At 43.3% G+C, this 23,831-nt stretch carries 24 protein-coding genes and 1 pseudogene; 18 read left to right on the top strand and 7 right to left on the bottom strand.

Translation table 11 applies throughout. The features are described from left to right. Positions 1-266: 266 nt before the first annotated feature. Positions 267-1,626: pseudogene (locus BQ4305_RS09205) on the top strand (IS1182 family transposase). A 113-nt stretch (positions 1,627-1,739) separates the two neighbouring features. After that, positions 1,740-3,098: an IS1182 family transposase gene (locus BQ4305_RS09210; protein ID WP_110927520.1), complete on the top strand. Its 1,359-nt coding sequence runs from the start codon at positions 1,740-1,742 to the stop codon at positions 3,096-3,098. A gap of 287 nt (positions 3,099-3,385) precedes the next feature. Here the strand turns inward: BQ4305_RS09210 and BQ4305_RS09215 are convergent, their stop codons facing one another. Both BQ4305_RS09215 and proC read right to left on the bottom strand, forming a co-directional pair. After that, on the bottom strand, positions 3,386-3,931 hold the full coding sequence (locus BQ4305_RS09215) for a MerR family transcriptional regulator (protein WP_110927521.1): 546 nt from the start codon (positions 3,929-3,931) through the stop codon (positions 3,386-3,388). A gap of 124 nt (positions 3,932-4,055) precedes the next feature. Further along, a complete protein-coding gene (gene proC / locus BQ4305_RS09220) occupies positions 4,056-4,898 on the bottom strand; it encodes a pyrroline-5-carboxylate reductase (RefSeq protein ID WP_110927522.1) in 843 nt (280 codons plus the stop codon). A 495-nt stretch (positions 4,899-5,393) separates the two neighbouring features. Between proC and BQ4305_RS09225 the strand changes: the two genes are divergently transcribed. The 3 genes from BQ4305_RS09225 to BQ4305_RS09235 all read left to right on the top strand — a co-directional run bounded on the left by BQ4305_RS09225 (position 5,394) and on the right by BQ4305_RS09235 (position 7,791). Next, positions 5,394-6,353: an MBL fold metallo-hydrolase gene (locus BQ4305_RS09225; RefSeq protein WP_110927523.1), complete on the top strand. Its 960-nt coding sequence runs from the start codon at positions 5,394-5,396 to the stop codon at positions 6,351-6,353. A 21-nt stretch (positions 6,354-6,374) separates the two neighbouring features. Next, positions 6,375-7,166: an SDR family NAD(P)-dependent oxidoreductase gene (locus BQ4305_RS09230; protein WP_110927524.1), complete on the top strand. Its 792-nt coding sequence runs from the start codon at positions 6,375-6,377 to the stop codon at positions 7,164-7,166. Between the two features lie 109 nt (positions 7,167-7,275). Further along, positions 7,276-7,791 carry a DUF3221 domain-containing protein gene (locus BQ4305_RS09235; RefSeq protein ID WP_199880637.1) on the top strand — a complete coding sequence of 172 codons (516 nt, stop codon included), beginning with the start codon at positions 7,276-7,278 and terminating at the stop codon, positions 7,789-7,791. Between the two features lie 71 nt (positions 7,792-7,862). On the opposite strand, the gene BQ4305_RS09240 is transcribed toward BQ4305_RS09235, so the two are convergent. Continuing rightward, positions 7,863-8,522, bottom strand: coding sequence for a C40 family peptidase (locus BQ4305_RS09240; RefSeq protein ID WP_110927526.1), 660 nt, complete (start codon positions 8,520-8,522; stop codon positions 7,863-7,865). Positions 8,523-9,151: 629 nt separating this feature from the next. Between BQ4305_RS09240 and BQ4305_RS09245 the strand changes: the two genes are divergently transcribed. Then, positions 9,152-10,384 (top strand): DNA polymerase IV, encoded by a 1,233-nt coding sequence (locus BQ4305_RS09245; RefSeq protein WP_110927527.1) that lies wholly within the window; start codon positions 9,152-9,154, stop codon positions 10,382-10,384. Continuing rightward, on the top strand, positions 10,381-10,713 hold the full coding sequence (locus BQ4305_RS09250) for a YolD-like family protein (RefSeq protein WP_110927528.1): 333 nt from the start codon (positions 10,381-10,383) through the stop codon (positions 10,711-10,713). The genes BQ4305_RS09245 and BQ4305_RS09250 overlap by 4 nt, the downstream gene beginning before the upstream one ends. 195 nt (positions 10,714-10,908) lie before the next feature. On the opposite strand, the gene BQ4305_RS09255 is transcribed toward BQ4305_RS09250, so the two are convergent. After that, on the bottom strand, positions 10,909-12,330 hold the full coding sequence (locus BQ4305_RS09255) for a DHA2 family efflux MFS transporter permease subunit (RefSeq protein WP_110928001.1): 1,422 nt from the start codon (positions 12,328-12,330) through the stop codon (positions 10,909-10,911). A 277-nt stretch (positions 12,331-12,607) separates the two neighbouring features. On the opposite strand from BQ4305_RS09255, the gene BQ4305_RS09260 reads away from it, so the two are divergent. Next, on the top strand, positions 12,608-13,195 hold the full coding sequence (locus tag BQ4305_RS09260) for a TetR/AcrR family transcriptional regulator (RefSeq protein WP_110927529.1): 588 nt from the start codon (positions 12,608-12,610) through the stop codon (positions 13,193-13,195). Positions 13,196-13,287: 92 nt separating this feature from the next. Here the strand turns inward: BQ4305_RS09260 and BQ4305_RS09265 are convergent, their stop codons facing one another. Then, on the bottom strand, positions 13,288-14,214 hold the full coding sequence (locus BQ4305_RS09265) for an alpha/beta hydrolase (RefSeq protein ID WP_110927530.1): 927 nt from the start codon (positions 14,212-14,214) through the stop codon (positions 13,288-13,290). 123 nt (positions 14,215-14,337) lie between these two features. On the opposite strand from BQ4305_RS09265, the gene BQ4305_RS09270 reads away from it, so the two are divergent. Both BQ4305_RS09270 and BQ4305_RS09275 read left to right on the top strand, forming a co-directional pair. Continuing rightward, complete coding sequence (locus BQ4305_RS09270) at positions 14,338-14,589, top strand: YqkE family protein (protein ID WP_110927531.1); 252 nt, start codon at positions 14,338-14,340, stop codon at positions 14,587-14,589. A 403-nt stretch (positions 14,590-14,992) separates the two neighbouring features. Then, positions 14,993-15,817, top strand: coding sequence for a carbonic anhydrase (locus BQ4305_RS09275; RefSeq protein WP_110928002.1), 825 nt, complete (start codon positions 14,993-14,995; stop codon positions 15,815-15,817). Positions 15,818-15,871: 54 nt separating this feature from the next. Here BQ4305_RS09275 and BQ4305_RS09280 read toward each other — a convergent pair whose 3' ends face one another. Together BQ4305_RS09280 and mciZ are read right to left on the bottom strand one after the other, a co-directional pair. Further along, positions 15,872-16,792: an aldo/keto reductase gene (locus BQ4305_RS09280; protein WP_110927532.1), complete on the bottom strand. Its 921-nt coding sequence runs from the start codon at positions 16,790-16,792 to the stop codon at positions 15,872-15,874. 74 nt (positions 16,793-16,866) lie between these two features. After that, on the bottom strand, positions 16,867-16,995 hold the full coding sequence (gene mciZ / locus BQ4305_RS09285) for a Z-ring formation inhibitor MciZ (protein WP_110927533.1): 129 nt from the start codon (positions 16,993-16,995) through the stop codon (positions 16,867-16,869). Positions 16,996-17,069: 74 nt separating this feature from the next. On the opposite strand from mciZ, the gene BQ4305_RS09290 reads away from it, so the two are divergent. The 8 genes from BQ4305_RS09290 (at position 17,070) to BQ4305_RS09325 (ending at position 23,819) form a co-directional block, all read left to right on the top strand. Continuing rightward, positions 17,070-17,624 carry an NUDIX hydrolase gene (locus BQ4305_RS09290; RefSeq protein WP_199880664.1) on the top strand — a complete coding sequence of 185 codons (555 nt, stop codon included), beginning with the start codon at positions 17,070-17,072 and terminating at the stop codon, positions 17,622-17,624. Further along, positions 17,621-18,787 (top strand): endonuclease Q family protein, encoded by a 1,167-nt coding sequence (locus BQ4305_RS09295; RefSeq protein ID WP_110927535.1) that lies wholly within the window; start codon positions 17,621-17,623, stop codon positions 18,785-18,787. Before BQ4305_RS09290 ends, BQ4305_RS09295 begins: the two co-directional genes overlap by 4 nt. A 174-nt stretch (positions 18,788-18,961) precedes the next feature. Next, positions 18,962-19,609, top strand: a complete 648-nt coding sequence (gene spoIIM, locus BQ4305_RS09300; protein ID WP_110927536.1) for a stage II sporulation protein M — start codon at positions 18,962-18,964, stop codon at positions 19,607-19,609. A gap of 162 nt (positions 19,610-19,771) precedes the next feature. Then, on the top strand, positions 19,772-20,242 hold the full coding sequence (gene fur / locus BQ4305_RS09305) for a ferric iron uptake transcriptional regulator (RefSeq protein WP_110927537.1): 471 nt from the start codon (positions 19,772-19,774) through the stop codon (positions 20,240-20,242). Positions 20,243-20,390: 148 nt separating this feature from the next. After that, positions 20,391-20,618 (top strand): YqzK family protein, encoded by a 228-nt coding sequence (locus BQ4305_RS09310; protein ID WP_110927538.1) that lies wholly within the window; start codon positions 20,391-20,393, stop codon positions 20,616-20,618. 5 nt (positions 20,619-20,623) lie between these two features. After that, the gene (xerD, locus tag BQ4305_RS09315) at positions 20,624-21,517 is read left to right on the top strand and encodes a site-specific tyrosine recombinase XerD (RefSeq protein ID WP_110927539.1); all 894 of its coding nucleotides are present in this window, start codon (positions 20,624-20,626) and stop codon (positions 21,515-21,517) included. A gap of 227 nt (positions 21,518-21,744) precedes the next feature. After that, the gene (gene deoB / locus BQ4305_RS09320) at positions 21,745-22,932 is read left to right on the top strand and encodes a phosphopentomutase (protein WP_110927540.1); all 1,188 of its coding nucleotides are present in this window, start codon (positions 21,745-21,747) and stop codon (positions 22,930-22,932) included. Positions 22,933-23,006: 74 nt separating this feature from the next. Then, on the top strand, positions 23,007-23,819 hold the full coding sequence (locus tag BQ4305_RS09325; protein ID WP_110927541.1) for a purine-nucleoside phosphorylase: 813 nt from the start codon (positions 23,007-23,009) through the stop codon (positions 23,817-23,819). Positions 23,820-23,831 lie beyond the last annotated feature (12 nt).

A 23,831-nucleotide genomic window follows, 5' to 3' on the forward strand; every position in this document is an offset into this window, starting at 1 on the left:
AATTTCTTAAAAGGAAATTTGATACAGACTGTAGACAAACTCGAAATTTCGAGTTTGCCTACAGTCTTTTTTCTTTTAAAATAATAGTAATAGTTTTTAAAATAGTGTTAGTTGATTTTCGTTTCGGCGGACGCTTTCCGCGGGCGTGGCCCAATCCTCCTCGTCGCTTTGCTCCTGTGGGGTATCGGCCTTCACGCTTTTCCCGCAGGAGTCGCCGCCTACTCTACAATCAACTCCTTCTAAATAAATGTCTGAGGTGAATGGATATGATGTCGAGAAATCAAATAAGTGAACGTGATCAAATTGAAATGATTACAATAGAACAACTTGTACCACAGGATCATCTGGTCAGAAAGCTTGAATCAGCTATTGATTTTTCTTTCATCTATCCACTAGTTGAATCACTGTATTCAACACTAGGTCGACCTAGCGTTGATCCAGTCGTATTAATTAAAATGACATTTATTCAATATGTATTTGGAATTCGTTCAATGCGTCAAACCATAAGAGAAATTGAAACGAATATGGCCTATCGCTGGTTTTTAGGGTTTGGATTTCATTCAGAAGTACCGCACTTTTCCACCTTCGGTAAAAATTATGAACGTCGTTTCCAAGATACTGATATCTTTGAACAGATTTTCTATCGAATTCTTAAAGAAATTGCAGATAAAGGACTACTAAGTGCTGACCATGTCTTCATCGATTCAACACATGTTAAAGCAAGCGCGAATAAACGTAAATTCGAAAAGAAGATAGTTCGTAAAGAGACTCGGGCATATGAAGCTAAACTTCAAGAAGAATTGAATCAAGATCGAGTTGATCATGGGAATAAACCATTCCCACCAGATAAATTTGAAAAAGAAGAAGTTAAGGAGATTAAAGAGAGTACAACAGATCCTGAAAGTGGCTATTATGTAAAAGATGAAAGAACGAAACAGTTTGCTTATTCATTCCATGCGGCTGCGGACCGGTATGGGTTTATACTTGGGGCGGTTGTGACACCTGGAAATGTTCATGATAGTCATATGCTTCAGCCACTTGTTGAAAAGGTTATGGAAAAAGTGAAGAAGCCACTTGCTGTTGCTGCCGATGCTGCTTATAAAACTCCTGCGATTACTAAATTCTTATTTGAACATGAGATTCAACCAGCACTTCCTTATACAAGACCCAAAACGAAAGATGGGTTTTTACGCAAGCACGATTATGTATATGACGAGTACTATGATTGCTACCTATGTCCGGAAGGACAGGTTCTAAAATATTCAACTACCACCAAAGAAGGCAAACGCCAATACAAGTCGAACCCAGTTCAATGTGCAAATTGTCCTTTACTAGCTCAATGTACAAATAGTAAGGATCACAGAAAAATTATTGAACGTCATATTTGGGCGCAGTATGTGGAGGAAGCAGATCATCTTCGTCATCAAAACGATATCAAACAAATATATGCAAGACGTAAAGAAAACGATTGAACGTGTCTTTGCGGATGCGAAAGAAAAGCATGGTATGCGATGGACAACCCTTCGAGGGATTAAAAAATTGTCCATGCAGGCGATGCTTACTTTTGCTGCCATGAACTTAAAGAAACTTGCCAATTGGACATGGCAAGCTTCGGCTATGATCTAAAATAGAATACTCGAAGAGTATTTCAGGCTGTAGACAAACTCGTGAAAATCGAGTTTATCTACAGCCTTTTTTATTTTAAAATGGAGGTAACAGATTTACTTGAGGTGACCAATATGCTTTCCAAATATTCTTCTACTCAAAGAAATCAAATTGAAATGATTGCGCTGGATGAACTTGTTCCTGCGAACCATTTGGTTCGCAAACTAGAAAAAGCGATCGATTTTTCATTTATTTATTCGTTAGTAGAGGATATGTATTCAGATGTAGGTCGTCCAAGTATTGACCCGGTAATTCTTATTAAAATGACATTTATTCAGTACATATTTGGTATCCGCTCCATGCGCAAAACGATTGAAGAAATCCAGACCAATATGGCTTATCGATGGTTTTTAGGATTCGGATTTCATGATAAAATCCCCCATTTTTCTACCTTCGGTAAAAACTACGAACGCAGATTCAAAGATACGGATTTGTTTGAACAGATTTTCTATCATATTATAAGCGAAGCTGCTAAGAAGAAGTTAATCAGTGCCGAACATATTTTTATTGACTCTACACACGTTAAAGCTAGTGCGAATAAACGAAAGTTTCAAAAGAAAGTTGTCCGTAAAGAAACAAAAGCATATGAACAACGTCTTCAAGAAGAAATCAATCAGGACCGAGAGGACCATGATAAGAATCCCTTCCCTCCAGATAAATTCGAAAAAAATGAAACGAAAGAAATCAAAGAAAGTACGACAGATCCTGAGAGTGGATATTATGTAAAAGATGAAAGAACGAAGCAGTTTGCTTATTCTTTTCACGCTGCTTCAGATAGGAATGGATTTGTATTAGGGACCATCGTAACTCCTGGTAATACGCATGATAGTCAGATACTTGAGCCTTTGGTTGAGAAAGTAATGGAAGAAGTTGGGAAGCCTGAAGCTGTTGCTGCTGATGCAGCCTATAAGACACCAGTAATTACAAATTATCTAATAGAAAATGACATCACGCCCGTTTTACCTTATACACGTCCGCGTACAAAAGAGGGATATTTTCGGAAACATGACTATGTTTACGATGAGTACCATGATTGCTATTTATGCCCGCAGGGCAATGTGTTGAACTACTCAACGACTACTAAGGAGGGGTATCGTCAGTATAAGTCTGATCCTAAAATATGTAAAGATTGTCCAGTGATCATGAATTGTACCCAAAGTAAGAACCACCAAAAGCTCATTCAGAGACACATATGGGAAGGGTACGTAGAAGAAGCAGATCATCTCCGACACCATCAAACCATAAAAGATATCTATGCCAAACGTAAAGAAACCATTGAGCGAGTCTTTGCGGATGCAAAAGAAAAGCATGGCATGCGTTGGACAACGTTAAGAGGTCTAAAAAAATTGTCCATGCAGGCGTTGCTTACTTTTGGTGCCATGAATTTAAAGAAGATGGCAAATTGGACTTGGGTCAATCCTCAAACCGGCTAATTATGGGGCTCGATGAGCCCTCAAAATTAAAAATACAACGATTAAATAGGAAAAATAACAGAAAGGCCTTCGGAAGGGATTCCTTCCGAAGGCCTTTTGTCGACAATCTGGAATACTCGAAGAGTATTTTACTTTAAATCAGACTATAAAATACCTAAAAAAATCTCAAAAAGACAAAAGGCCTTCAGAATGAGACCATTCTGAAGGCCTTTTGTCGACAATTTGTATCAAATTTCTTAAAAGGAAATTTGATATTTTTATTTGTCTTATTTTCTTTGACTTGTTTCTTACGATTGCAAAGGCGTTTTCTTCACCCCGCCGAATAAGGAACGGAATGGATGCTTTTTCTTTTGTTTTTTTGCTGCGGCTGTTTCTTCCATAGCAAGCAAGTAATCAGACGGTGTTCCTGTTTCTTGTTCTGCTAACCTGCTTTCAAGTTCTTCGATGCGCCTGTTCAGATTTCCGATTGCTGCAAGAGCTTCTTCCATTTCGCTGCGATATTGGATCAGCTGGTAGGAAACCACATCATCCGCCTTGGTCTCGATCGTTCTCTCCAGACGATCCATTTTTTCCACCATTTTATCGAGCGTCTCATTTTGCACCGAAGGTTTGGGTGCCGGCCTTTTCTTGCTTTTATCATCAAGGACGATTTTCTGAAGAATCACTCCATCGTCGAGCTGCTTTTTAATATCCTTCAGAAGGCTGATATCTTCCTCGGAAAATTGATAATGCCCCTGCTGATTCCGTCCGACTTCCATCTCCAGCTGTGTTACCCATCTTTGCACCGTACTGTGGGATACACCGAGGAGCTTGGCGGCTGCGCTTGTATTCATCAGACATCCCTCCTTATTTAGTAAGAAGGGATTCTTCCTTGAAGAAGAAGATTCCTTCCCGGATGACAAAACAAGAAGGGATTCGCCAAAGAAAGTGATTCTCCTACATTCTTCACAAGCTTTTTTATAGCCGGGAAGGATTAGACAGTTCTTCGCTGATTTGATCTCCCATCTCAGCTGAACGGGCGGCTGCTTCTTTAATGCATTTTATAAAAGCCTCCTGTACGTGATATGCTTCGAGAACCCGCAGTCCTGCCGCTGTTGTTCCGCCTGGAGAGGTAACTTCCTGGCGCAGGAGAGCGGGGCTTTTTCCTGATTCTTTCAGCATCTCTGCAGCGCCGATAAGGGTCTGGATCATCAGCTCTTTCGCTGCTGCTCTGTTCAGCCCCAGTTCTCCGGCGGACTGTTCCATCGCTTCAGCCAAATAATAAATATAGGCCGGTCCGCTTCCTGACAGTCCGGTTACGGCATCCAGCTGCTTTTCCTCCACTTCGGCTGCCGTTCCGAATGTTTCAAAAAGGGATCGGGCTATACGGAACTGGGCTTCGGTTACATAGGCGTTTCTCGCGAGTGCAGTAGCTGACTTGCCGACAGCAGCTGAAGTGTTTGGCATGGCCCGGATGATGGGAGCCTCTTTCGTGACAATTTCAGACAGGCTGTCCGCTTTAACGCCTGCTGCGACAGAGATGATCAGCATCTCCTCTGTCATAAGAGGCTTGACTGCTTCCATCGTTGCCGGTATATCTTTCGGCTTGACTGCAAGAACAGCCGCCGTTGCCCGGTCCAGTAAATCTGGAAGAGAACGTGTTGCCGTTACTCCGTATTGTTCGTGTAAATAATGGAGTCTGGCATCATTTGAGCGGTTCGTGATAAAAATTTGCTCAGGTCTTATGATTTGTTTGGAAACGATGCCTGAAATAATGGCTTCTGCCATTGCCCCCGCTCCAATAAACGCTATTTTTTCCATGGTTTCTGCTCCTTTTTTTAAAATCAATCAGTGTAAATAACGGTCATAAAAAAAGATCCTCATCCTTGTAATGGACGAAAGATCAGTCTTCCGCTTTAGAGAGCTGAAGCCAGTCTCCGTAATTGCCGGAATATGCACCGGTTTTCTTGAAGGCCCCGTGTGAGGCAGGGGTCAATAAACGAGCGGGTGTCAGAGTCTTTGGAGACAAACAGCCCCTGCTCTCATTTCGCCGGCATCTATTTACTGGGCCTTATCAATGCCGCCCCATGCTTCATTACTTGCTGTGATTATGCCGGATAGACGGGGATTCTGTCAATGCCCATTTGAGTACCTCTTGTCTAAAATTAGGGATTAATTATGTGAAAATAATGACAATTATTAGGATTACCTGTAAAATGTTGAATGTATACATAGCTTTATAAGAAGGAACTTTAATGTACGGTACTTTGAAGGATTTCTAGATTTATTTAAATATAATTTTGAGGTGGACAGTATATGGTGATATGGAATGGAAATATTGCGAAGCTCTCCTTGCCGACTCCTTTTGCAGTAGGGGATGTGAATGTTTACTTGCTGAAGGGCGATGCATTAACACTTATTGATACAGGCGCCAAAACGGAGCAATCCAGAGAAGTTCTGGAAGGGCAATTGAAGGAATTGGGGCTTTCCATAAAAGATATTGAACAGGTAGTGTTAACCCATCACCATCCGGATCATGCCGGGGGCTTGGACTTATTTGATCAGGCTGTGCCGGTTTATGGCCATAAAAATATTATACGCTGGCTTGAGGGGGGGGAGGATTTCCTGCATTATCATAATGAATTTTTTATGTCCTATGCCGGCGAATTTGGAGTAGGAGATGAGTGGAAAAGAAAACTGCTGCATCCTCCGGGAGAAAACCCTCTTTTATGCGAACGGAAGCTGGACGGGGTCCTTTCCGGCGGAGATGAGCTGCCCGGACATCCGGATTTTATTGTAACGGAGACGCTTGGACATGCTCAGAGTCATATTTCCTTTTTTCGGGAGCGGGACGGAGTCATGATTGGGGGCGATCATCTGCTGGATAAGATTTCTCCTAATCCAGTAATGGAACCTCCTATTCTTAGAGGAGGAGAGCGCCCGCGGCCGCTTCTTCAATATAATGCTTCCCTGAAAGGCTGGAAGAAGATGCCAATTTCAATGGTTTACACGGGGCATGGCAGGGAGGTTACGGAGATCAATCGTCATATTTCCAGTCAGATGGAGCGTCAGCATGCCCGGGCTATGCTGGTGAAAGGATTTCTTGAAAAACCGCGGACAGGGTTTGAAATTTGTCAATTTCTTTTTCCGAAAGTGTATCAAAAAGAACTTGGCCTGACATTGTCTGAAACGATCGGACAGCTGGATTATTTGGAGGATCTGGGCCTTGTGAAAAAGGAGCTGCAAGATGAAATTGCTTTATTTTCAGCTGTTTAACGTCTCAAGGAGGAGGCCGTCATGAATCAATTAAAGGGGAAAACGGTTATCGTTACAGGTGCATCCGGAGGGATTGGCCTGGAAATTGCCCGTCTGGCAGCAGAGAAGGGGGCAAGAACGGTTCTTTTGGCCAGGAGCCTTGCAAAACTGGAGAGCATACAGGCAGAGTTAGCAGAGAAGTATGGAGCAGAAGTGTATGTGTATCAGCTGGATGTGTCGGATGCCAATATGGTCGAGCAAGTATTCAAAAAAATTTTTGATACTGTGGGAGAAGCAGATGTCCTGGTCAACAATGCCGGTTACGGAATTTTTAAGGAAGCGGACCAGACGGATGCAAAAGAAGCGGAAGCCATGTTTCGCGTCAATGTATTGGGTCTGATGGCCTGTACGAATATGGTTCTGCCGGCGATGAAGAGACGGAGACAGGGACATATCATGAACATTGCCTCTCAGGCCGGAAAGATTGCTACACCGAAATCTTCCCTGTATTCAGCGACAAAGTTTGCCGTTTTAGGCTATTCAAACGCTCTTCGCTTGGAAGTGATGGAGTATGGCATCCATGTCACGACAGTGAATCCAGGTCCGGTTGAAACGAACTTTTTCTCTATAGCCGATGAATCAGGTTCGTATGCAAAAAGCATTGCCCGATTTATGCTGAAATCAGAGGAAGTGGCTGCCAAGGTGGTAGGGGCCATGCTGACAAATAAAAGAGAAATTAATCTTCCGGGCTGGATGAATGCGGCCGGAAAATTGTATACACTTTTTCCGGGGACTGCAGAGTTCTTCGGAAAAAAAGCTTTTTTCAAAAAGTGAGATACTAAAGCGGGAGCAGGATAATTTTCTTATGAATGGATTCATTTTTGTGAAACAATTCTCTTCTTCAAACGTTTATATGTTTAGGGGGGAGATGATGAAAAGGGGAATGAAGATATTTGTTATGATCTGCTGCACTTTGATTCTTTCGGGCTGCCAATACTCTCCCGGGAGGCTGCATGCAGAGGTCGGCAAAGGGGACGAAGGCTTTATCACTTCTCTTGATGATAAACAGATATTGATTAAAGATACGTATTATAAAGTGAAGGATGATACCATTCTGCAGGATGAAACGGGGAGGCATCTTGAGTGGGGAGATTTAGAAATTGGCATGAAAGTGAAACCCTGGTTTGCAGGGAGAGTCTCAGATACATTCCCGGCCAAAGCGAATGCCCGGTACATTCGCGTTTTAACAGACAGTGAAGCGAAAGCAGAGCAGGAAATGGTGACAGCGGCCATCCGGCATGTAACGGAGTCCCCGAGTCAGCGGTTTATGGTCTTGGAGCTTCAGCATCTCCCGGATGATCATGTGTATACACTGGAAATGATGAGCCGGTCCAATTTGGACTCATCCTTCATGGTCATTTTAGACGACCAAAGTGCTGAGGTCCTGTACCAGCGCTGACGCTTGATTCCGAACCGTAAAATGAAATAAACAGTAAAAAAAGGATCCGGCGGGGATCCTTTTTTGTTAGATTATAATGTTTTTGCTCCAAGGTAACGAGGTTTCCAGTAGCTGTTATTCAGGTCTGCAATGGAAACGCCCTTCGAAGAAGATGCATTGATAAATTGTCCGTTTCCGATGTAGATGCCTACATGGGAGACGCCTGTTTTGCTTGAAGAAGTATCAAAGAATACTAGATCGCCGACAGATGGAGAAGATACTTTTAATCCTGTATTGCTGTATAGCAAGGAGGTTGTCCGCGGCAGTGTGATGCCTTGTGATTTTTTGAAAACATAATTAACAAAGCCAGAGCAGTCAAAGCCTGATGTGGTTGTTCCTCCCCATACATATGGTGTTCCGATAAGGGTCTTGGCATATTTGACAAGGCTTGTATTGTTAACGTTATAAACGCCCAGTGCGTTAAAGGTATTTCGGCCGGCGATTCCGTCAGCGGTTAATCCTTTTGCTTTCTGAAAACTTTTCACTGCAGAAGTTGTATAAGAACCATAATTCGCAGTGTAAGCTCCGGTATATTTGAAATAGCCCTTGAGTTTTAATAACTCTTGCAGCTGTTTTACATCATTATGGGTTGTTCCTGGTTTGAGAGTTTGATCCCCAATATTGGCAAAGGCTTGGAGAGGAGTAAGCATCAAAGCTGAGGCAAGAGTAGCAGAAGCAATCCATTTTTTCATTAACTAGTTTCCCCCTAAATTATCTTTCTTTAACAATATTATCCTACGATATTTTTGTAACAGAAAAATATTAAAAAGATTACAAAAAGATTACAAATTATAAGACTTTAGTATCGTGTTTTAATTCCTATTTTTATATTTTTCAGCTGGTTTTTTCTCTTGTTTGATCTATAAGGACTATTGTATATTACAAAAAAAGAACACTGGTTTTCTTTTGGGGATATAACATATGGTAACAGAAGAATATCTTTCCAATCTGACATATTGTTTCCTTTTGTTTTCTCTGGAAGGAAAAGAGCTTAAAATGTAGAAATTCGTATTAATATTTCCATTGTGAGAGAACGTTTATTCGTATAGAATGAGGTGTATAATAAATACGAACATACATTCTTTTTTGTTTTGTATATAGAAGAGGACGAGATGCAGGATATTCAGATTGTTTTCCATCTGACTTCTGTAAACTGAAAGTTCCTTATGCGGGGGTTAAGAGGAAGGATGAGCAAATAAATCACAAGGCTGTTTGTACTCTCTGATGTAAAGGGAGTTTATTTTAGCTATTAAAAAGAACGTATGTTTGTTTTTGCGGAGGGATATGAAATGTATGCCCCATCAAAGAAAGGAAGAGAGCTGTGAAAGATAAGGTTATTTTTCTTGTTGATATGCAGTCTTACTATGCCTCAGTGGAGAAGGCAAGCAACCCTGGTTTAAAAGGAAAGCCGGTTGTAGTCTCCGGGGATCCGGAGCGCCGTGCCGGTGTTATTTTGGCTGCCTGCCCTTTAGCTAAAAAACGCGGCGTCCGCAACGGAGAGCGGCTGTGGGAGGCACAGCAGAAGTGCCCGGAGGCAGCAGTTGTCCGTCCGCGCATGCAGCTGTACATCGATGTATCCATTCAAATTACCAATATTTTAGAACGGTATACAGACTTAGTCGAACCGTTTTCCATTGATGAACAATTCATGGATGTTACAGGAAGTCAAAGGCTGTTTGGCGACCCGCTGTCGATGGCCCGAAAAGTTCAAAAAGACATTATGAAAGAAACAGGACTCTATGCCCGCATAGGGATTGGAAGCAATAAAATGCTGGCTAAACTGGCCTGTGATAATTTTGGGAAAAAGAATGTAAGCGGAATATTTGAATTGAACGCCGATAATTTAGCTGAGTATTTGTGGTCTCTCCCGATAGGCAAGATGTTCGGGATAGGGAAGAGAATGGAGAAGAATTTGCTTGCCAGAGGCATTGGCACAATTGGAAGCCTGGCCAATTTCCCGCTGGATCTGCTGAAGAAGAAATGGGGGATTAACGGGCATGTGTTATGGATGACGGCAAATGGCTTAGATTATTCGCCTGTAACGAAAGCGTCACTGGACGGTCAGAAAGCAATAGGGCATGGAATGACACTGCCGAAGGATTACGAGAGGGCTGAAGAAATCAAAGTCGTATTGTTGGAGCTTTGTGAGGAAGTCTGTTTCCGTGCCAGGAGTTCTCAAGTGAGAGGGTCGACGATATCTGTCAGCTGCAGCGGAGCCAGTTTTGATGTTCCGGCCGGATTTCACAGACAAAGGACGATTGATGAACCAACTAACCATGCAATGGAGATGTTCCGGTGTGTATGGGGGTTGTTTCTGGAATTTTGGGATGGACAGCCCGTCCGAAGGCTGGGAATAAGTCTGTCAAGCCTTGCGGCGGATGATGTTTGGCAGCTGAGCTTCTTTGATCACAAAGCTGAAAAAAGGGAGCTGGATTATGCGATCGATCGTATTAAGCAGCGATTCGGAATGACGGCGGTTGTCCGTGCTGCATCCTTAAGGTCTGCCGGCCAGGTATTTGAGCGAGCGCAAAAAATAGGAGGACATTATAAATGAGTGAGCATTTAAGGCGGGGAAATAAGCTTTGGGAGTCCCATCGCATGTTTTTGCCAGAGCATAAACAGGCATTAATGGACAGGAGGCTGAAACAAAAGGAATTTCAGCAGCCGGGTTTAGATCAAGACCAGTTTGAAAAATTGAACAGAATCATAGCGGAATCGATTCAGTCTGACCAATCTATTACAATAACGTATTCAGATCTTTATGGCCCGGCTCAATTTTGGGGATGGATTACGAAAATAAATCTACAGGAAAAATGGCTTAAAATTATTAATGATGAAGACGCTTTAATCCTTAGGTTTGAAAGAATTTTAGATGCAGAATGATTTTGCCGATGATGGATATACATAAAAAAACAAATTTCTCTAGGGGGAATTTGTTTTTTTTACTTATGTTCATTTCGGTTTCAGGGGGGCGAAGGGCGCGGGTTAAGTCTGCAGTCTCTCACGTGCTGTGTTCCCTGGAAGTCGCCTCTCCGCTCCATTGATCAAGAGCATAGTTCTTATTCCATTCTCAGTTTTTTAGTTTTTTGCCGTTTTTTTCAGATTTGCATTTTCTTCGGGAGCCTGCTTCACTCGCTTAATAAAAAAAGATAGCAGCAAACTGATAACGCCGAATAAAAGGATGGCAAAGTAGGCGTCATTGATCCCCTGAATCGAAGCTTCCATCATCAGATGTTCGGGTGTTTGACCGTGTACGCTTTCAGTCTCAAGATAATTTTTTGAACTGTTCGTCATGATGGTTACAAGTAAAGATGTTCCAATTGCGCCGGCGACTTGTCTGGCTGTATTAGAGATGGCCGTACCATGGGCATTCAGGCTGGACGGCAATTGGTTTAACCCTGCTGTCTGGATCGGCATCACAAACAGGGCCATGCCAATCCGCCGTCCTGTATACATAAGAATCAAGAACAGATAAGGAGTCGAGTCTGTTAAATTCGTATAGCTGAATGTTGTCGCAAGAATGATCGCTATGCCGATAACGGTGAGCCATTTTGCTCCAAACCGGTCGAATAGTTTGCCGACGGCCGGACTTAGCAATCCCATTAATAGGGCGCCGGGCATCATCAGCAGCCCGGATTCAAGTGCGGTAAAACCGCGGGCATTCTGAAGGTACAGAGGCAGCAGGATCATATCTGCATACATCATAATCGTGACTCCTATATTAATAATGGTCGTTAAGGAAAACATATTATATTTAAAGGCTCTTAAATCAAGGAAGGGATCACGGGAAACAAGCTGCCGCCATGTGAATAGAACGAGTGCTGCGATTCCTATTCCAAGAGAAACAATCACTTCTGTGTGGGCCCACCCTAAATTGCCGGCCTCACTGAAGCCGTACAGCAAGGTCCCAAATCCGACGGTTGACAGAATCAAGCTGATGAAATCCACTTTGGACTGAACGGTTTTCGATACATTTTTCAGATAAATAAAACCGCAAACAATAATAATAAGGGTAAACGGAATCATGCCATAGAACAATGCCTGCCAAGGATACACCTCAATCACGTAACCAGCAAGAGTTGGACTGATCGCAGGAGCGAAGATGATCGCGAGTCCCACAAAGCCCATAGCAGTTCCGCGTCTTTCCGGAGGAAACAGGGCCAACACAACATTCATAAGCAATGGCATAATAATCCCGGCGCCGGCTGCCTGAATTAAACGCCCAGTCAGCAGGACAGGGAAGTTAGCAGCGACAGCGGATATAATCGATCCGGTCAAGAAAATAAACATGGAAGTTTGAAATAGCTGTCTGGTAGTAAAGCGTTTCATTAAAAATCCTGTAATGGGAATTAAAACACCATTAACCAGCATGTAGCCCGTTGTAAGCCACTGAGCTGTTGTTGCTGCAATCGTAAAATCCTTCATTAATGTCGGAAGGGCAACCGTCATAATCGTCTGATTAAAGGTCGCAAGGAAGGCGCCTATAATCATAATACTCATAATAGGCCCTTTTTTCAGAGAACTGCTGTCAATCGTTGTATGTTTGCTCAACCTCAATCGTCCTTTCGTAATTTGAAAACTTTATTTACATAGTGTAGTATAAACAACAAGATATAAAGTAGATTATAGGAGCAATAGATATGGTTTACAAGTGACAAAAACCCCGTAAATGTCTGTTAGTTTACATATGACATTTTTCTGTTTGTTTAGGTAGGAGATGTACTACATTAATAAGATAAATGTCTTCTAGTTAGCCTGATGAAAGGAAATAGAAAAGATGGATAAGAAGAAGCCACGTACAGATCCGCGCATACTCCGTACACGGCAATTACTTAAAAATGCTTTTGTTGAATTGCTTCAAGAAATGGATAGTGAAAAAATAACCGTTAATCGTCTGGCTGAGCGGGCAACGATCAATCGGGTCACCTTTTATTTACATTACCAAGACATCCCGGATATGGTGGAGAAAATGGCAGAAGAGATGATTCAAGACATTTCGGCTGTTGTATCCCCGGTTCAGGCAAATAAAGAAGTGTATGAAGACATGGTGAAATTTCTGGAACATATTGCGGACAATGCCCAATTTTATAAAGTTCTTTTGACGTCAAAGAGTCTGCCGATTTTTAGAGACAGTTTGTTAATGCTGCTGAAAGAGAGAATCATTTCAAGGGTGGAAAGCAAAGGAAACGACTCTGCCGTCGTCAAAGCGGGGATCAAAAAGGATATTTTGATCTGGTATGATGCCTCCGCTTTAATAGGGGTCATTGTATCCTGGCTTCAAAATGATATGCCCTATACACCGGTTTTTATGGCGGAACAATTTCGTTTGCTTCATAGCAGGGCGATAAATGTGGAGTTTAAGTAAATAGTGGATTTATCTCGCCGGCAAAAAGAAACGGCAGAAGCTCCTTGCTTTCTGCTGTTTCTTTTAGGTTTCTGTGATTACTCCGGTATCTGTTACGAAGAGGAAGCCTCCTCTTTCCATACATAGCTGCTTAGAAATAGGGAAATTTGTTTTTCGTACTCTTCAGGATCCTCGTTATAGGACTGGGCATGGGCTCCTGTTTTAGCGAGAAACAGCTGCTTTGGGCCGGGTTTGGCATTATAAAGCGCTTCGGTCATCCAGCTGGGGATGTAAGTGTCGGGCGCTGAGTGGATGAACAGGACAGGGTGATGGATTTGCTGAATACAGTCGAGAGGGGCTACATCCTTCGTCCAATAGCCATCCCGCCATTTGATGAACCGCCGGCCAATCGGAAGAATCATCCATGAGGGGAGGGGAAGTTCGGCCTTGATTTGATGCTTAATTTGGTCTTCAAAACGGGAAAAAGGGCAGTCTGCAATATAGAAATCAGCTGCATCCCCAAGCATGCCTGCATATAAAAGCGCAGTGACAGCTCCCATCGATTCGCCATGGACTCCGATGGTTATTTCAGATCCTTTGAGCCGTTTTACCTCATCGACAACGGCTTTAAGGTCGAATTTCTCATAATATCCATAACTGCTCGTTCTCCCACCGGATTCCCCGTGTCTTCTGTGATCATAAATGACGGCATTAAACCCGCGTTTTAAAAAGATGTTCATATATTTAATAGAATTCATTTTGTTTTCCGTAATTCCATGGCAGATGATGATCCATTTCTCTGTTTGATGAGGCTCAACGCACAAGCATTTTAACGTATAGCCATAGGGAGAGAGTAGGAGCCATTCTGTTTTCGGAAGCGAATGGAAATCGTCCAGATTGATCCTGTTTGCTTCAATCTCCCTATTTTGAATGAACGCATCCTCTTTTTTCTTCATAAACATGATCCGGTTTGAAAAATAAATCCCGATTCCGAAAAAATAGCCGAGACATACAGCAGTAAAGACAATCCATTTCTTCATATACCTGCACCCCTGATGCTTCAGAATTTTTAAAGATACTCTATTTTACCATTTGTGAAATGCGACAGGAAATGCAGCCGCGGCAAATGATATAATAAGAAGGAAAGCAAGGAGGTATTTAATATGAAGAAAAGAAAGCAAACGCATTCGCCGGGAAAGCGCCAAAAGGATGAATCTCTTACATTGGGAGATGTCCTGAATCAAGACATTATGGCTAAGCTTAAGGAGACGCAAAAACAGCTTACTGAGGCTGAACAGGAGAAGAGGGCTGCCGAGGAAGCAAGAAAACGCGAGGAAAGAAAGCAGAGGGAAAAGAACAAATCCTTTGAAGAACTCCTTGGGGAGAGCAGCCTTGATTGGAAACAATATAAATAAAGGGCTCTATCTAACACAGACGGCGTTCTTCCATTTGTAAAAAAGCCCTTTAAAGCAGGAGAAGTGTTCTGGAAGCCTCCGTATATAAAGTTGAAAAACGGTCATTCCGGAGAGATAAATAGGAATCACTGAAGACAGGATGGCCTGTTATTTTAATGATGGATCTTTAGAAAAGTTCATGAATGCAGCGGCTTGGAGGCGTGTTCTCCAAGCTTTATTTGTATAGTCAATCTGTAACGTCTTCATCGCGCCAGCCGGTCTTTTTGGCTCATCGCCCTGTAGTCTATATTTATCAATTTATCAAATATATGCTTTTATTAGTAAAATTTGTTTGGCATTCTAAAGAGAATTTAGTAAGGTGGATTTTGTGAAAAATGAGATTTTGAAGGGAGGAATAATGAGCATGCAGAATAAAATGCTGCTATCAGGCTTAGTCATGTCATTCGGCATTTTGCTGAGTGCCTGTGCCGAACAGGCAAAGGAGACAGCTGAAAAGAAGGAAAGAGAAGAAGAGACGGGGACGTCAGGGGAAGAGCATGTGCATTGGTCATATGAAGGAAACAGCGGTCCGGAAAATTGGGGCAGCCTGAACGAAGATTTTTTGGCTTGTGAAAAAGGAAGTGCTCAGTCACCTGTCAACATTGAGTCAGCAAAAGCCGGCGAATCCGGCGGGACCAATGAGATTCAAATGAACTATCAGGCGTCGGAATATTCATTATTACATACAGGCCATACCATTCAGCTGAATCCGAAATCTGGAGAGAATACTCTTGAAGTGGATGACAGTACTTATCAGCTGGTTCAATTCCATTTCCATACGCCAAGTGAGCATCAGTTTGATGGGGAACATCATGAAATGGAACTTCATCTCGTTCATGAAAATGAGGAAGGACAGCTTGCGGTGGCAGGAATCATGATTGAAGAGGGCGAAGAAAATGAACAGCTGGCTTCTGTGTGGAACAGTCTTCCTGAAAAGCAGAGTGCCGAGGAGATGGATGTGAAAAGTAAGATCGATGCGGGCGAGCTTCTTCCAGAGGAAGAACAGGTTGTCCGCTATGATGGATCGTTGACTACACCTCCTTGTACGGAAGAGGTAAAATGGATGGTTTTTGAAGATCCTATCAATATGTCGAAGGAGCAGATTGACAGTTTTCAGGATTTGTTTCCGAACAATAGCCGCCCGGTTCAGCCGGTCAATGAACGTGAATTATTAAAGGACGCTCTGTAAAAAAGAAGAGCTCCTCACGCCAAGGCTTTAAGCTTTGGTTCGTGAGGGGCTCTTTCAGTTGCGGTGCACGCTGTATTGACTGGCTTTGGTGAGTTCTTTTAAGAGCCCGACTTCTTCAGGGCTCAGCCTGCTGCTTTCTGCGGCTTTAATATTTTCACGGACTTGTTCGGGTGAGCTTGCACCCGGCATAACCGCAGCGACTGAAGGATGTGCTAATACATATTGAAGAGCGGTCTCATTCAATTTTCGCGGAGAGAGCTTTTCACGCAGGGCCGGCAGCAGCTCTTCCAGCTCGGTATAGCTGTAATCCAGGTACCCTTTTTCCTGAACATCGGAAGACGCTTTAGTGAGCATTTTTTCGCTGAGCAGTCCTTTGGCGACAGGTCCTCTGGCGATGATTTTGATGTCATGCTCATCGAGGAGAGGCATCCACTCTTCGGGACGGCGGTCAAGCAGACTGTACTGCATCATCACTGAGTCAATGGCAGAATCCGCTGCATAACGCTTGATGACATTTGGTCTGATAGAAGAAATGCCATAAGCCCGAATCAAGCCCTCTTTTTTTATATCTTCGAATGTTTCTATCGTTTCCTCGATATTATCTTCAATCATCCCGCCATGCAGCTGATAGAGATCGATATAATCCGTTTGCAGCCGAGAAAGACTCTTTTTTACAGCTTCTTTTATGTAGCTTCCGGAGGCATCCCAGCTCCACCCGTCTTTTGCTTCGTTCCATCGGTTGCCAACTTTTGTGGCAATGATGACTTTGTCACGCACAGGTTTCAGCAGCTTTCCAACCAGCTCTTCATTGCGGCCAAAATCATACAGATCTGCGGTATCAAAATAATTGATTCCGCCATCCAATGCTGTTTTTAGAATAGAATCTGCCTGCCGCTCATCTGTGCCAAGCGACATGCAGCCAAGTCCAATTTCCGATACAGTTAGACCGGAAGTGCCAAGGTCACGTTTCTTCAATCGAATCACTCCTTTAAGGGAATTGTGCTTCCGCCCTTTCATTGTATAGGAGGCTGTCGATTGACTCAAAGAATTTACTTATGGATGTCCGCAATCCATTCTTGGACATAGGTATATTCCTTTCGGAGCTGTTTAAGCTTTTGGATAATCTCCCAGCTTTTCCCCGAACATACGATGCTTTTTTCCAATACATATATTTTCATGTTTTCATCCTCCATCTTTTAGTATGGTAGAATGTATGAAAGAATAAACCGGAATTAGAACAGGAGTGGACATGTTGAAAAAATTCGAGGAAAAAACGATTGCAACTGAAAAAATTTTCACAGGAAAGGTCATCAGCCTGCAGGTTGATGAGGTCAGGCTTCCGGACGGAAAAACGAGCAAGCGTGAAATCATTAAGCATCCCGGGGCGGTCGCAGTCATAGCTGTCACAGATGAAAATAAAGTGATTATGGTAGAACAATATCGAAAAGCGATGGAACGGAGCCTTGTAGAAATCCCTGCAGGGAAGCTGGAACCTGGAGAAGAACCGATTGCAACGGCAGCAAGGGAACTGGAAGAGGAAACAGGGTACGAATGTGATGGGATGGAACCGATTATCTCCTTCTATACTTCTCCCGGATTTGCCGATGAACTGGTCCATATGTTTATCGCCAAGGGCTTAAAGAAAAAAGCGGATGCGGCTCCCTTGGACGAAGATGAATTTGTGGAACTGATCGAGCTGACGCTGGAAGAAGCAGAGGACTATATCAAGCAGGGAAAAATTCAGGATGCTAAAACAGCTTACGCGGTTCAATACCTCCAGCTCAAAAGGACCTTAGAAGGAAAATGAATGAATATTACGGGGATTTCCATATACACATTGGCAGGACACGAAGCGGAAGAGCTGTCAAAATCACGGGCGCCAAAACGCTGACGCTGGAGAATATTCTTAAGGCCGCAAGTATCCAGAAGGGCTTGGACATCATCGGCATCATTGACTGCCATTCTCCGGAAGTGATAGAGGAACTGGCTGAGGGAATAAGAGAAGGAACCATTTTAGAGCTGGATGGAGGCGGTCTTGCCTTCGGAGGGATGACAGTTATACCGGGTTCGGAAATTGAAATCTATGATTCATCCTGCCATGGGCCGATTCACGTGCTGGCCTATTTCCCAACGCTTGCTTCCATGAAGACATTTTCACGCTGGATGGGCGGGCATATGAAAAATATCGCGTTAAGTTCCCAGCGGATTTACTGTGATGCCAGAACTCTTCAGGCAAAGGTTCAAGATTTGGGAGGTCTTTTTATTCCGGCCCATGTGTTTACCCCGTTTAAAAGTCTTTACGGAAAAGGTGTGGAATCCAGCCTGAGTGAGGTGTTTGACCCTGATAGGATTGATGCCGTTGAACTCGGTCTAAGTTCGGATACAGATATGGTCAAGGATATCGAGGAACTCGATTCTTATACATTCCTGACCAATTCGGATGCACATTCTCTTGGGAAAATAGCGAGGGAATATCAAAAGCTGCGCCTAAAGGCGCCGACATTCGAAGAGTGGAAACTGGCCCTCCGGGAAGAAGGGGGCAGATGCATCCTGGCCAATTATGGTCTCAATCCGCTGCTCGGAAAGTATCATCATACGGTCTGCGGGAAATGTTTCCGGAAAACGGACGGGGAGCCGGGCGTATGCCCTGAGTGCGGAAGCAAAACAATCATAAAAGGTGTAGCTTCCCGAATTCAGGAGCTGTCAAAAGTGTCTGTAAGGGGGGACCGAAGGAAAAGACCGCCTTACATCCACCAGGTGCCTCTTGATTTCATTCCCGGTCTTGGTCCGAAATCGATGGAAAGGCTGCTGGCTGCTTTTGGAACCGAAATGAATATCCTTCACCGGGCAAGTGTGGAGGAACTGTCAAAGACGGTAAGCGGGAAACTGGCCGTATTGATTGATCTGGCGAGGAAAGGGGAACTGGCCCTTGAAGCGGGCGGCGGCGGAAAATATGGAAAAGTGAAATGAAACACAGCATCTATTAAGAAACAGGATTCAGAGCGGCCGCATTCTGGATCCTGTTTTTTGTCTTCCATTTAAAACGGCTTCTTTTTTAGAAAAAGATGCGGCAGCAGAATTTTCATCGTCATAAAAAACTAGATTCTTCATAAAATCTAGTAAGCGAAATCAGGAGGATGAGAGATGAAGAGACGAGTTGCCGTACAAAATGCCGCAATGAAACATATTACCGAACATTCTTCTTTATATGTGTTTATTATGGTTCTTTTTTTGATGGGGGTCATTTTTGGCGCAGTCCTTGTCAACAGCCTTAGCTTCACACAGAAGGAAGACCTATTCTATTATCTGTCCCAATTTTTTGGGCAAGTATCTAAAGGAGAGGTAGCAGCTTCTGAAGAAATGTTCACCCAAAGTCTCATGCATAATAGTAAATATATAGGTGTCATTTGGATATTGGGAATTTCGATTATCGGCATACCGGTCATACTGCTCCTGCTGTTCCTTAAGGGAATGGTAGTGGGGTTTACAGTTGGATTTCTTGTGAATCAAATGGGATGGAGCGGATTTTTGCTTTCCTTTGTGTCGATATTGCCGCAAAATATTTTCATCGTCCCGATCTTTATTTTCATCAGTGTGGCAGCCCTGTCCATGTCGATGAAAATGCTTGGACGGATTTTTTGGAAACAGGTTAGAGAACCGCTGAGACCCGTCATTTACCGATATGTCTTCTCTTTTGTGTTTTCTTTCATTGTTTTGCTCGGAGCAGGCGCTTTAGAGGCCTATCTTTCTCCTCCTTTGATGCAGATGGTGTTTGGGATGCTGGAAAAGTGAACAGTCCCTGCTTTTAGATCTACAAGAACACGTGGGCTCCCATCCTATTGTCTTAGTTTTTCCGCCGCTTGATAAAATTCTTATTTAATAAGAATTCTATTTTGACAGTTTTCCCTCTTCTGATATAATGGAAAAGATAGCGGCGCGGGAGGGAATTTAGGTATGGAAAATAGAATTGATAGAATAAAGAAGCAGTTGCACTCGTCCAGCTACAAACTGACACCTCAAAGAGAATCGACCGTCCGCGTTTTACTTGAGCATGAAGAGGATCATTTAAGCGCTGAAGACGTTTACCTCCTTGTCAAAGAAAAGTCGCCGGAAATCGGATTGGCAACTGTATATCGTACACTTGAGTTGCTGACTGAATTGAAAATAGTGGATAAGATCAACTTTGGGGACGGCGTTTCCCGTTATGATCTTAGACAGGAAGGCGCGGCGCATTTCCATCACCACTTAGTCTGTGTGGAATGCGGTGCAGTCGATGAAATTCAAGAAGATTTACTTGAGGATGTCGAAGCAATCGTCGAGCGCGATTGGAACTTCAAGATAAAAGATCATAGATTAACCTTCCATGGAATTTGTCATCGGTGCCATGGGAAAGATGAAGACGAAAAAAAGAAAAGTGATGACTGAACCTTTTCCGTATTGCGGAAAAGGTTTTTTGTACGCTGCGGTTTCAGGATAAAGATGTATAAATCATACCTTCTTTGGCATAGATTGGATAATAGGACAATCTTTGTGAACCGGCCAGCCGGGCCTTATAGAAAGGAGGAAGATTGATTTGAAGAGCACTTTATCCATGATCCTTCAGACGGCAAAGGTACTTTTTCTTTTTGTTAGCTTTACTGTTCTTTTTTATATCGGAATGGTATGGTTGAATCAGGAATATGAAAGCTACCACCGGTATGAAGAACCAGAAGGGGCGGCAGTGAAAGTGGCTAAGTCCGTCGAATCAGAGGATAGGAATTGGCTGGATCGGCTTATGCTGCTCTATTTGAACGGAGAGTAATGTGCATGGAAGAACAACTGAAGGATTTTATTCATTATTTGACAGTGGAAAAGGGACTTGCTAAAAATACAATCATTTCTTATGAGCGTGATTTGAAATCTTATATGCTGTATATACGAAATGTCGAAGTATTATCAAGCTGGAATGATTGCCGAAGGATGAATATTATGCATTTCTTAGCCCATCTGAAGGATCAGGGGAAATCATCTAAAACGATCGCAAGGCATATTGCCTCGATTCGTTCTTTTCATCAGTTTCTTTTGAGGGAAAAAACTGCTGAGCAGGATCCTTCCATTCATATAGAAACTCCTCAGCCGGAAAGGAGCCTTCCTAAGGTTCTGGGGATGGAAGAGGTGGAGGCTCTGATGGAGGCGCCTAAGACGTCAGATGAGTACGGTCTTCGAGATAAAGCGATGCTGGAGCTTCTGTATGCCACCGGGATGCGCGTCAGTGAGATGATTCAGCTGGATGTCAGCGATGTGCATTCAACCATGGGGTTTGTCCGCTGTGTGGGGAAGGGGAATAAAGAACGGATTATTCCTATTGGACATACCGCTCTTTCGGCGATTGAGGCGTATTTGGAAAAAGGCAGAGGCGCCTTGGCCAGCCGAAAGCACCGGACAGATTCCTTGTTTTTGAACCATCATGGAAACCGTCTGACCAGGCAGGGTTTTTGGAAAATCCTGAAGAAACTGGGGAAGGAAGCCAGAATTGAAAAGGAAATAACCCCGCATATTCTGCGGCATTCTTTTGCAACCCACCTTTTGATGAACGGAGCCGACTTACGGGCCGTTCAAGAAATGCTCGGGCATGCAGATATCTCGACGACCCAGATCTATACTCATATTTCCAATGTGAGAATTAAAGATGTGTATACGAAGTTTCATCCGCGTGCATAACTAGTATAGAAGATTCGTAGGAAACGGGCTCAGGGAGTCTGTTTCCCCTTTATTTTGAAAGAAAAATAAATTGTTTCTGATAGGAGAATCGTTTACACTATAGAAGTCAGACTTCTGACGTTGCACACGCTTACATCCCTTTACATACAAGATAGGTTAAAGAAGTCATAAAAGGGGAAATATAGAAACATAATCGAAAAAGGTTTACTATTTTAGGAGGGGTAACCATGGAAAAGAAATTCAAACGTATTTTTGTTGCTGTAATGGATTCTGTCGGAATCGGCGAAGCGCCTGATGCTGATTTGTTTGGAGATAAAGGAGCCGATACACTCGGCCATATTGCTGAGAGAATGGGCGGCCTGAACATGCCTGTACTGGGACGGATGGGATTAAGCAATATCCGTGAAATTAAAGGGATTGAAAAGGCGGAGAAGCCTCTTGCCTATTATACAAAAATGAAGGAAGCTTCAACGGGCAAAGATACCATGACTGGACACTGGGAGATCATGGGCTTGAATATCTCGACACCGTTCCGGGTTTTCCCAAATGGCTTTCCTGAGCTGCTTATTAATGAATTGGAAGCGAAAACCGGCCATGCCATTATCGGGAATAAGCCGGCGAGCGGAACAGAAATTATTGAAGAGCTTGGCGAGGAGCATATGAAGACAGGAGCATTGATTGTTTACACATCTGCTGACTCTGTCTTGCAAATTGCCGCCCATGAAGATGTCGTGCCTTTGGACGAGCTGTATAAAATCTGTGAAGAGGTGCGTGAAATCACGCTGGCAGATGAATTTAAGGTCGGCCGTGTCATTGCAAGGCCGTTTATCGGGGAACCAGGAAACTTCAAGCGAACTTCGAACCGCCACGATTATGCCCTTAAACCATTTAACAGGACGGTTATGGATGAATTGAAGGATGGCGGCTATGATGTTTTGGCTATCGGTAAGATTTCTGATATCTTTGACGGAGAAGGTGTGACAGAGTCTCTAAGAACCGTTTCCAATATGGACGGTATGGACAAATTTGTTGAGACCATTGACAGAGATTTCACGGGTCTGAGCTTCTTGAACTTAGTGGACTTCGATGCATTGTACGGCCATCGCCGTGATCCTGAAGGGTACGGAAAGGCACTTGAAGAATTCGACGCACGGATGCCTGAAGTGCTTGATAAATTAACGGAAGATGACTTACTGATTATCACCGCTGATCACGGGAATGATCCAGTGCATGAAGGTACGGACCATACCCGTGAATATGTTCCATTGCTGGTTTATTCTAAAGCTTTCAAAGAAGGCAAAGAGCTGCCGGTAAGAAATACGTTTGCAGATGTCGGAATGACTGTTGCGGCAAACTTTGATGTCAAGCTTCCGTCATACGGAATGAACATTTTAGGAGATATCGAAAAAAAATAAATTGACCAAAGCGCAAACTAATCCGGACAGAAGGATTAGTTTGCGCTGCTGAAAAAGCTGAAGGGGGAAATAGAATGTACGAAAAAGCAGAACGTGCTGCGGCTTATATTAAAGGAAAGTTGGATACTGTTCCTGAAATCGGGCTGATATTAGGATCAGGACTCGGTGTACTTGCCGACGAAATTCAGAATCCGGTTGCCATCCCATATGAGGAGATTCCGGAATTTCCAGTGTCAACTGTGGCAGGACATGCAGGAAGATTGGTTATCGGTGAATTAAGCGGGAAGAGAGTTATTGCGATGCAGGGCCGCTTTCATTTCTATGAAGGCTATACCATGGATAAAGTGACGTTCCCTGTCCGCGTTATGAAGCTTCTCGGTGTAGAAAAGCTGATTGTGACCAATGCGGCAGGAAGCGTCAACGAATCCTTTACACCAGGCGATTTAATGATCATTACCGACCATATCAATTGTATGGGTGCAAATCCTTTGATTGGTTCGAATGATGAAAGATTCGGCCCAAGGTTCCCTGATATGTCTGAAGCGTATAATAAAGAAATGAGAATGCTGGCTAAAGACATAGCAGATGCTCAGGGGCTTGATGTGAAAGAAGGAGTTTACGTAGGAAACTCAGGACCTACATATGAAACACCGTCCGAGGTTAAGATGGCCCGGATTCTTGGAGGGGACGCAGTCGGAATGTCTACTGTGCCGGAAGTAATCGTGGCAAGGCACAGCGGAATAAAAGTGCTTGGCATCTCCTGCATCACCAACATGGCTGCGGGTATCCTCGATCAGCCGTTATCACATGAAGAAGTAATCGAGACAACGGAAAAAGTAAGAAACAGCTTTTTAAGCTTCATCAAAGAAATTACTGAAAAAATATGATGAAGGGAGGTC

This window comes from Bacillus massiliglaciei (genome assembly GCF_900098925.1).
Taxonomy (GTDB): Bacteria; Bacillota; Bacilli; order Bacillales; family DSM-1321; genus Peribacillus; species Peribacillus massiliglaciei.

What these genes read in the sequence shown, in the direction of transcription:
- proC (WP_110927522.1), bottom strand. Translation starts at nt 4,898, where the DNA reads ATGGAAAAAATAGCGTTTATTGGAGCGGGGGCAATGGCAGAAGCCATT.
- xerD (WP_110927539.1), top strand. Translation starts at nt 20,624, where the DNA reads ATGGAAGAACAACTGAAGGATTTTATTCATTATTTGACAGTGGAAAAG.
- BQ4305_RS09215 (WP_110927521.1), bottom strand. Translation starts at nt 3,931, where the DNA reads ATGAATACAAGCGCAGCCGCCAAGCTCCTCGGTGTATCCCACAGTACG.
- BQ4305_RS09235 (WP_199880637.1), top strand. Translation starts at nt 7,276, where the DNA reads ATGAAGATATTTGTTATGATCTGCTGCACTTTGATTCTTTCGGGCTGC.
- BQ4305_RS09265 (WP_110927530.1), bottom strand. Translation starts at nt 14,214, where the DNA reads ATGAAGAAATGGATTGTCTTTACTGCTGTATGTCTCGGCTATTTTTTC.
- fur (WP_110927537.1), top strand. Translation starts at nt 19,772, where the DNA reads ATGGAAAATAGAATTGATAGAATAAAGAAGCAGTTGCACTCGTCCAGC.
- BQ4305_RS09250 (WP_110927528.1), top strand. Translation starts at nt 10,381, where the DNA reads ATGAGTGAGCATTTAAGGCGGGGAAATAAGCTTTGGGAGTCCCATCGC.
- deoB (WP_110927540.1), top strand. Translation starts at nt 21,745, where the DNA reads ATGGAAAAGAAATTCAAACGTATTTTTGTTGCTGTAATGGATTCTGTC.
- BQ4305_RS09295 (WP_110927535.1), top strand. Translation starts at nt 17,621, where the DNA reads ATGAATGAATATTACGGGGATTTCCATATACACATTGGCAGGACACGA.
- BQ4305_RS09225 (WP_110927523.1), top strand. Translation starts at nt 5,394, where the DNA reads ATGGTGATATGGAATGGAAATATTGCGAAGCTCTCCTTGCCGACTCCT.
- BQ4305_RS09260 (WP_110927529.1), top strand. Translation starts at nt 12,608, where the DNA reads ATGGATAAGAAGAAGCCACGTACAGATCCGCGCATACTCCGTACACGG.
- BQ4305_RS09255 (WP_110928001.1), bottom strand. Translation starts at nt 12,330, where the DNA reads ATGAGTATTATGATTATAGGCGCCTTCCTTGCGACCTTTAATCAGACG.
- mciZ (WP_110927533.1), bottom strand. Translation starts at nt 16,995, where the DNA reads ATGAAAATATATGTATTGGAAAAAAGCATCGTATGTTCGGGGAAAAGC.
- spoIIM (WP_110927536.1), top strand. Translation starts at nt 18,962, where the DNA reads ATGAAGAGACGAGTTGCCGTACAAAATGCCGCAATGAAACATATTACC.
- BQ4305_RS09270 (WP_110927531.1), top strand. Translation starts at nt 14,338, where the DNA reads ATGAAGAAAAGAAAGCAAACGCATTCGCCGGGAAAGCGCCAAAAGGAT.
- BQ4305_RS09230 (WP_110927524.1), top strand. Translation starts at nt 6,375, where the DNA reads ATGAATCAATTAAAGGGGAAAACGGTTATCGTTACAGGTGCATCCGGA.
- BQ4305_RS09325 (WP_110927541.1), top strand. Translation starts at nt 23,007, where the DNA reads ATGTACGAAAAAGCAGAACGTGCTGCGGCTTATATTAAAGGAAAGTTG.
- BQ4305_RS09210 (WP_110927520.1), top strand. Translation starts at nt 1,740, where the DNA reads ATGCTTTCCAAATATTCTTCTACTCAAAGAAATCAAATTGAAATGATT.
- BQ4305_RS09240 (WP_110927526.1), bottom strand. Translation starts at nt 8,522, where the DNA reads ATGAAAAAATGGATTGCTTCTGCTACTCTTGCCTCAGCTTTGATGCTT.
- BQ4305_RS09275 (WP_110928002.1), top strand. Translation starts at nt 14,993, where the DNA reads ATGCAGAATAAAATGCTGCTATCAGGCTTAGTCATGTCATTCGGCATT.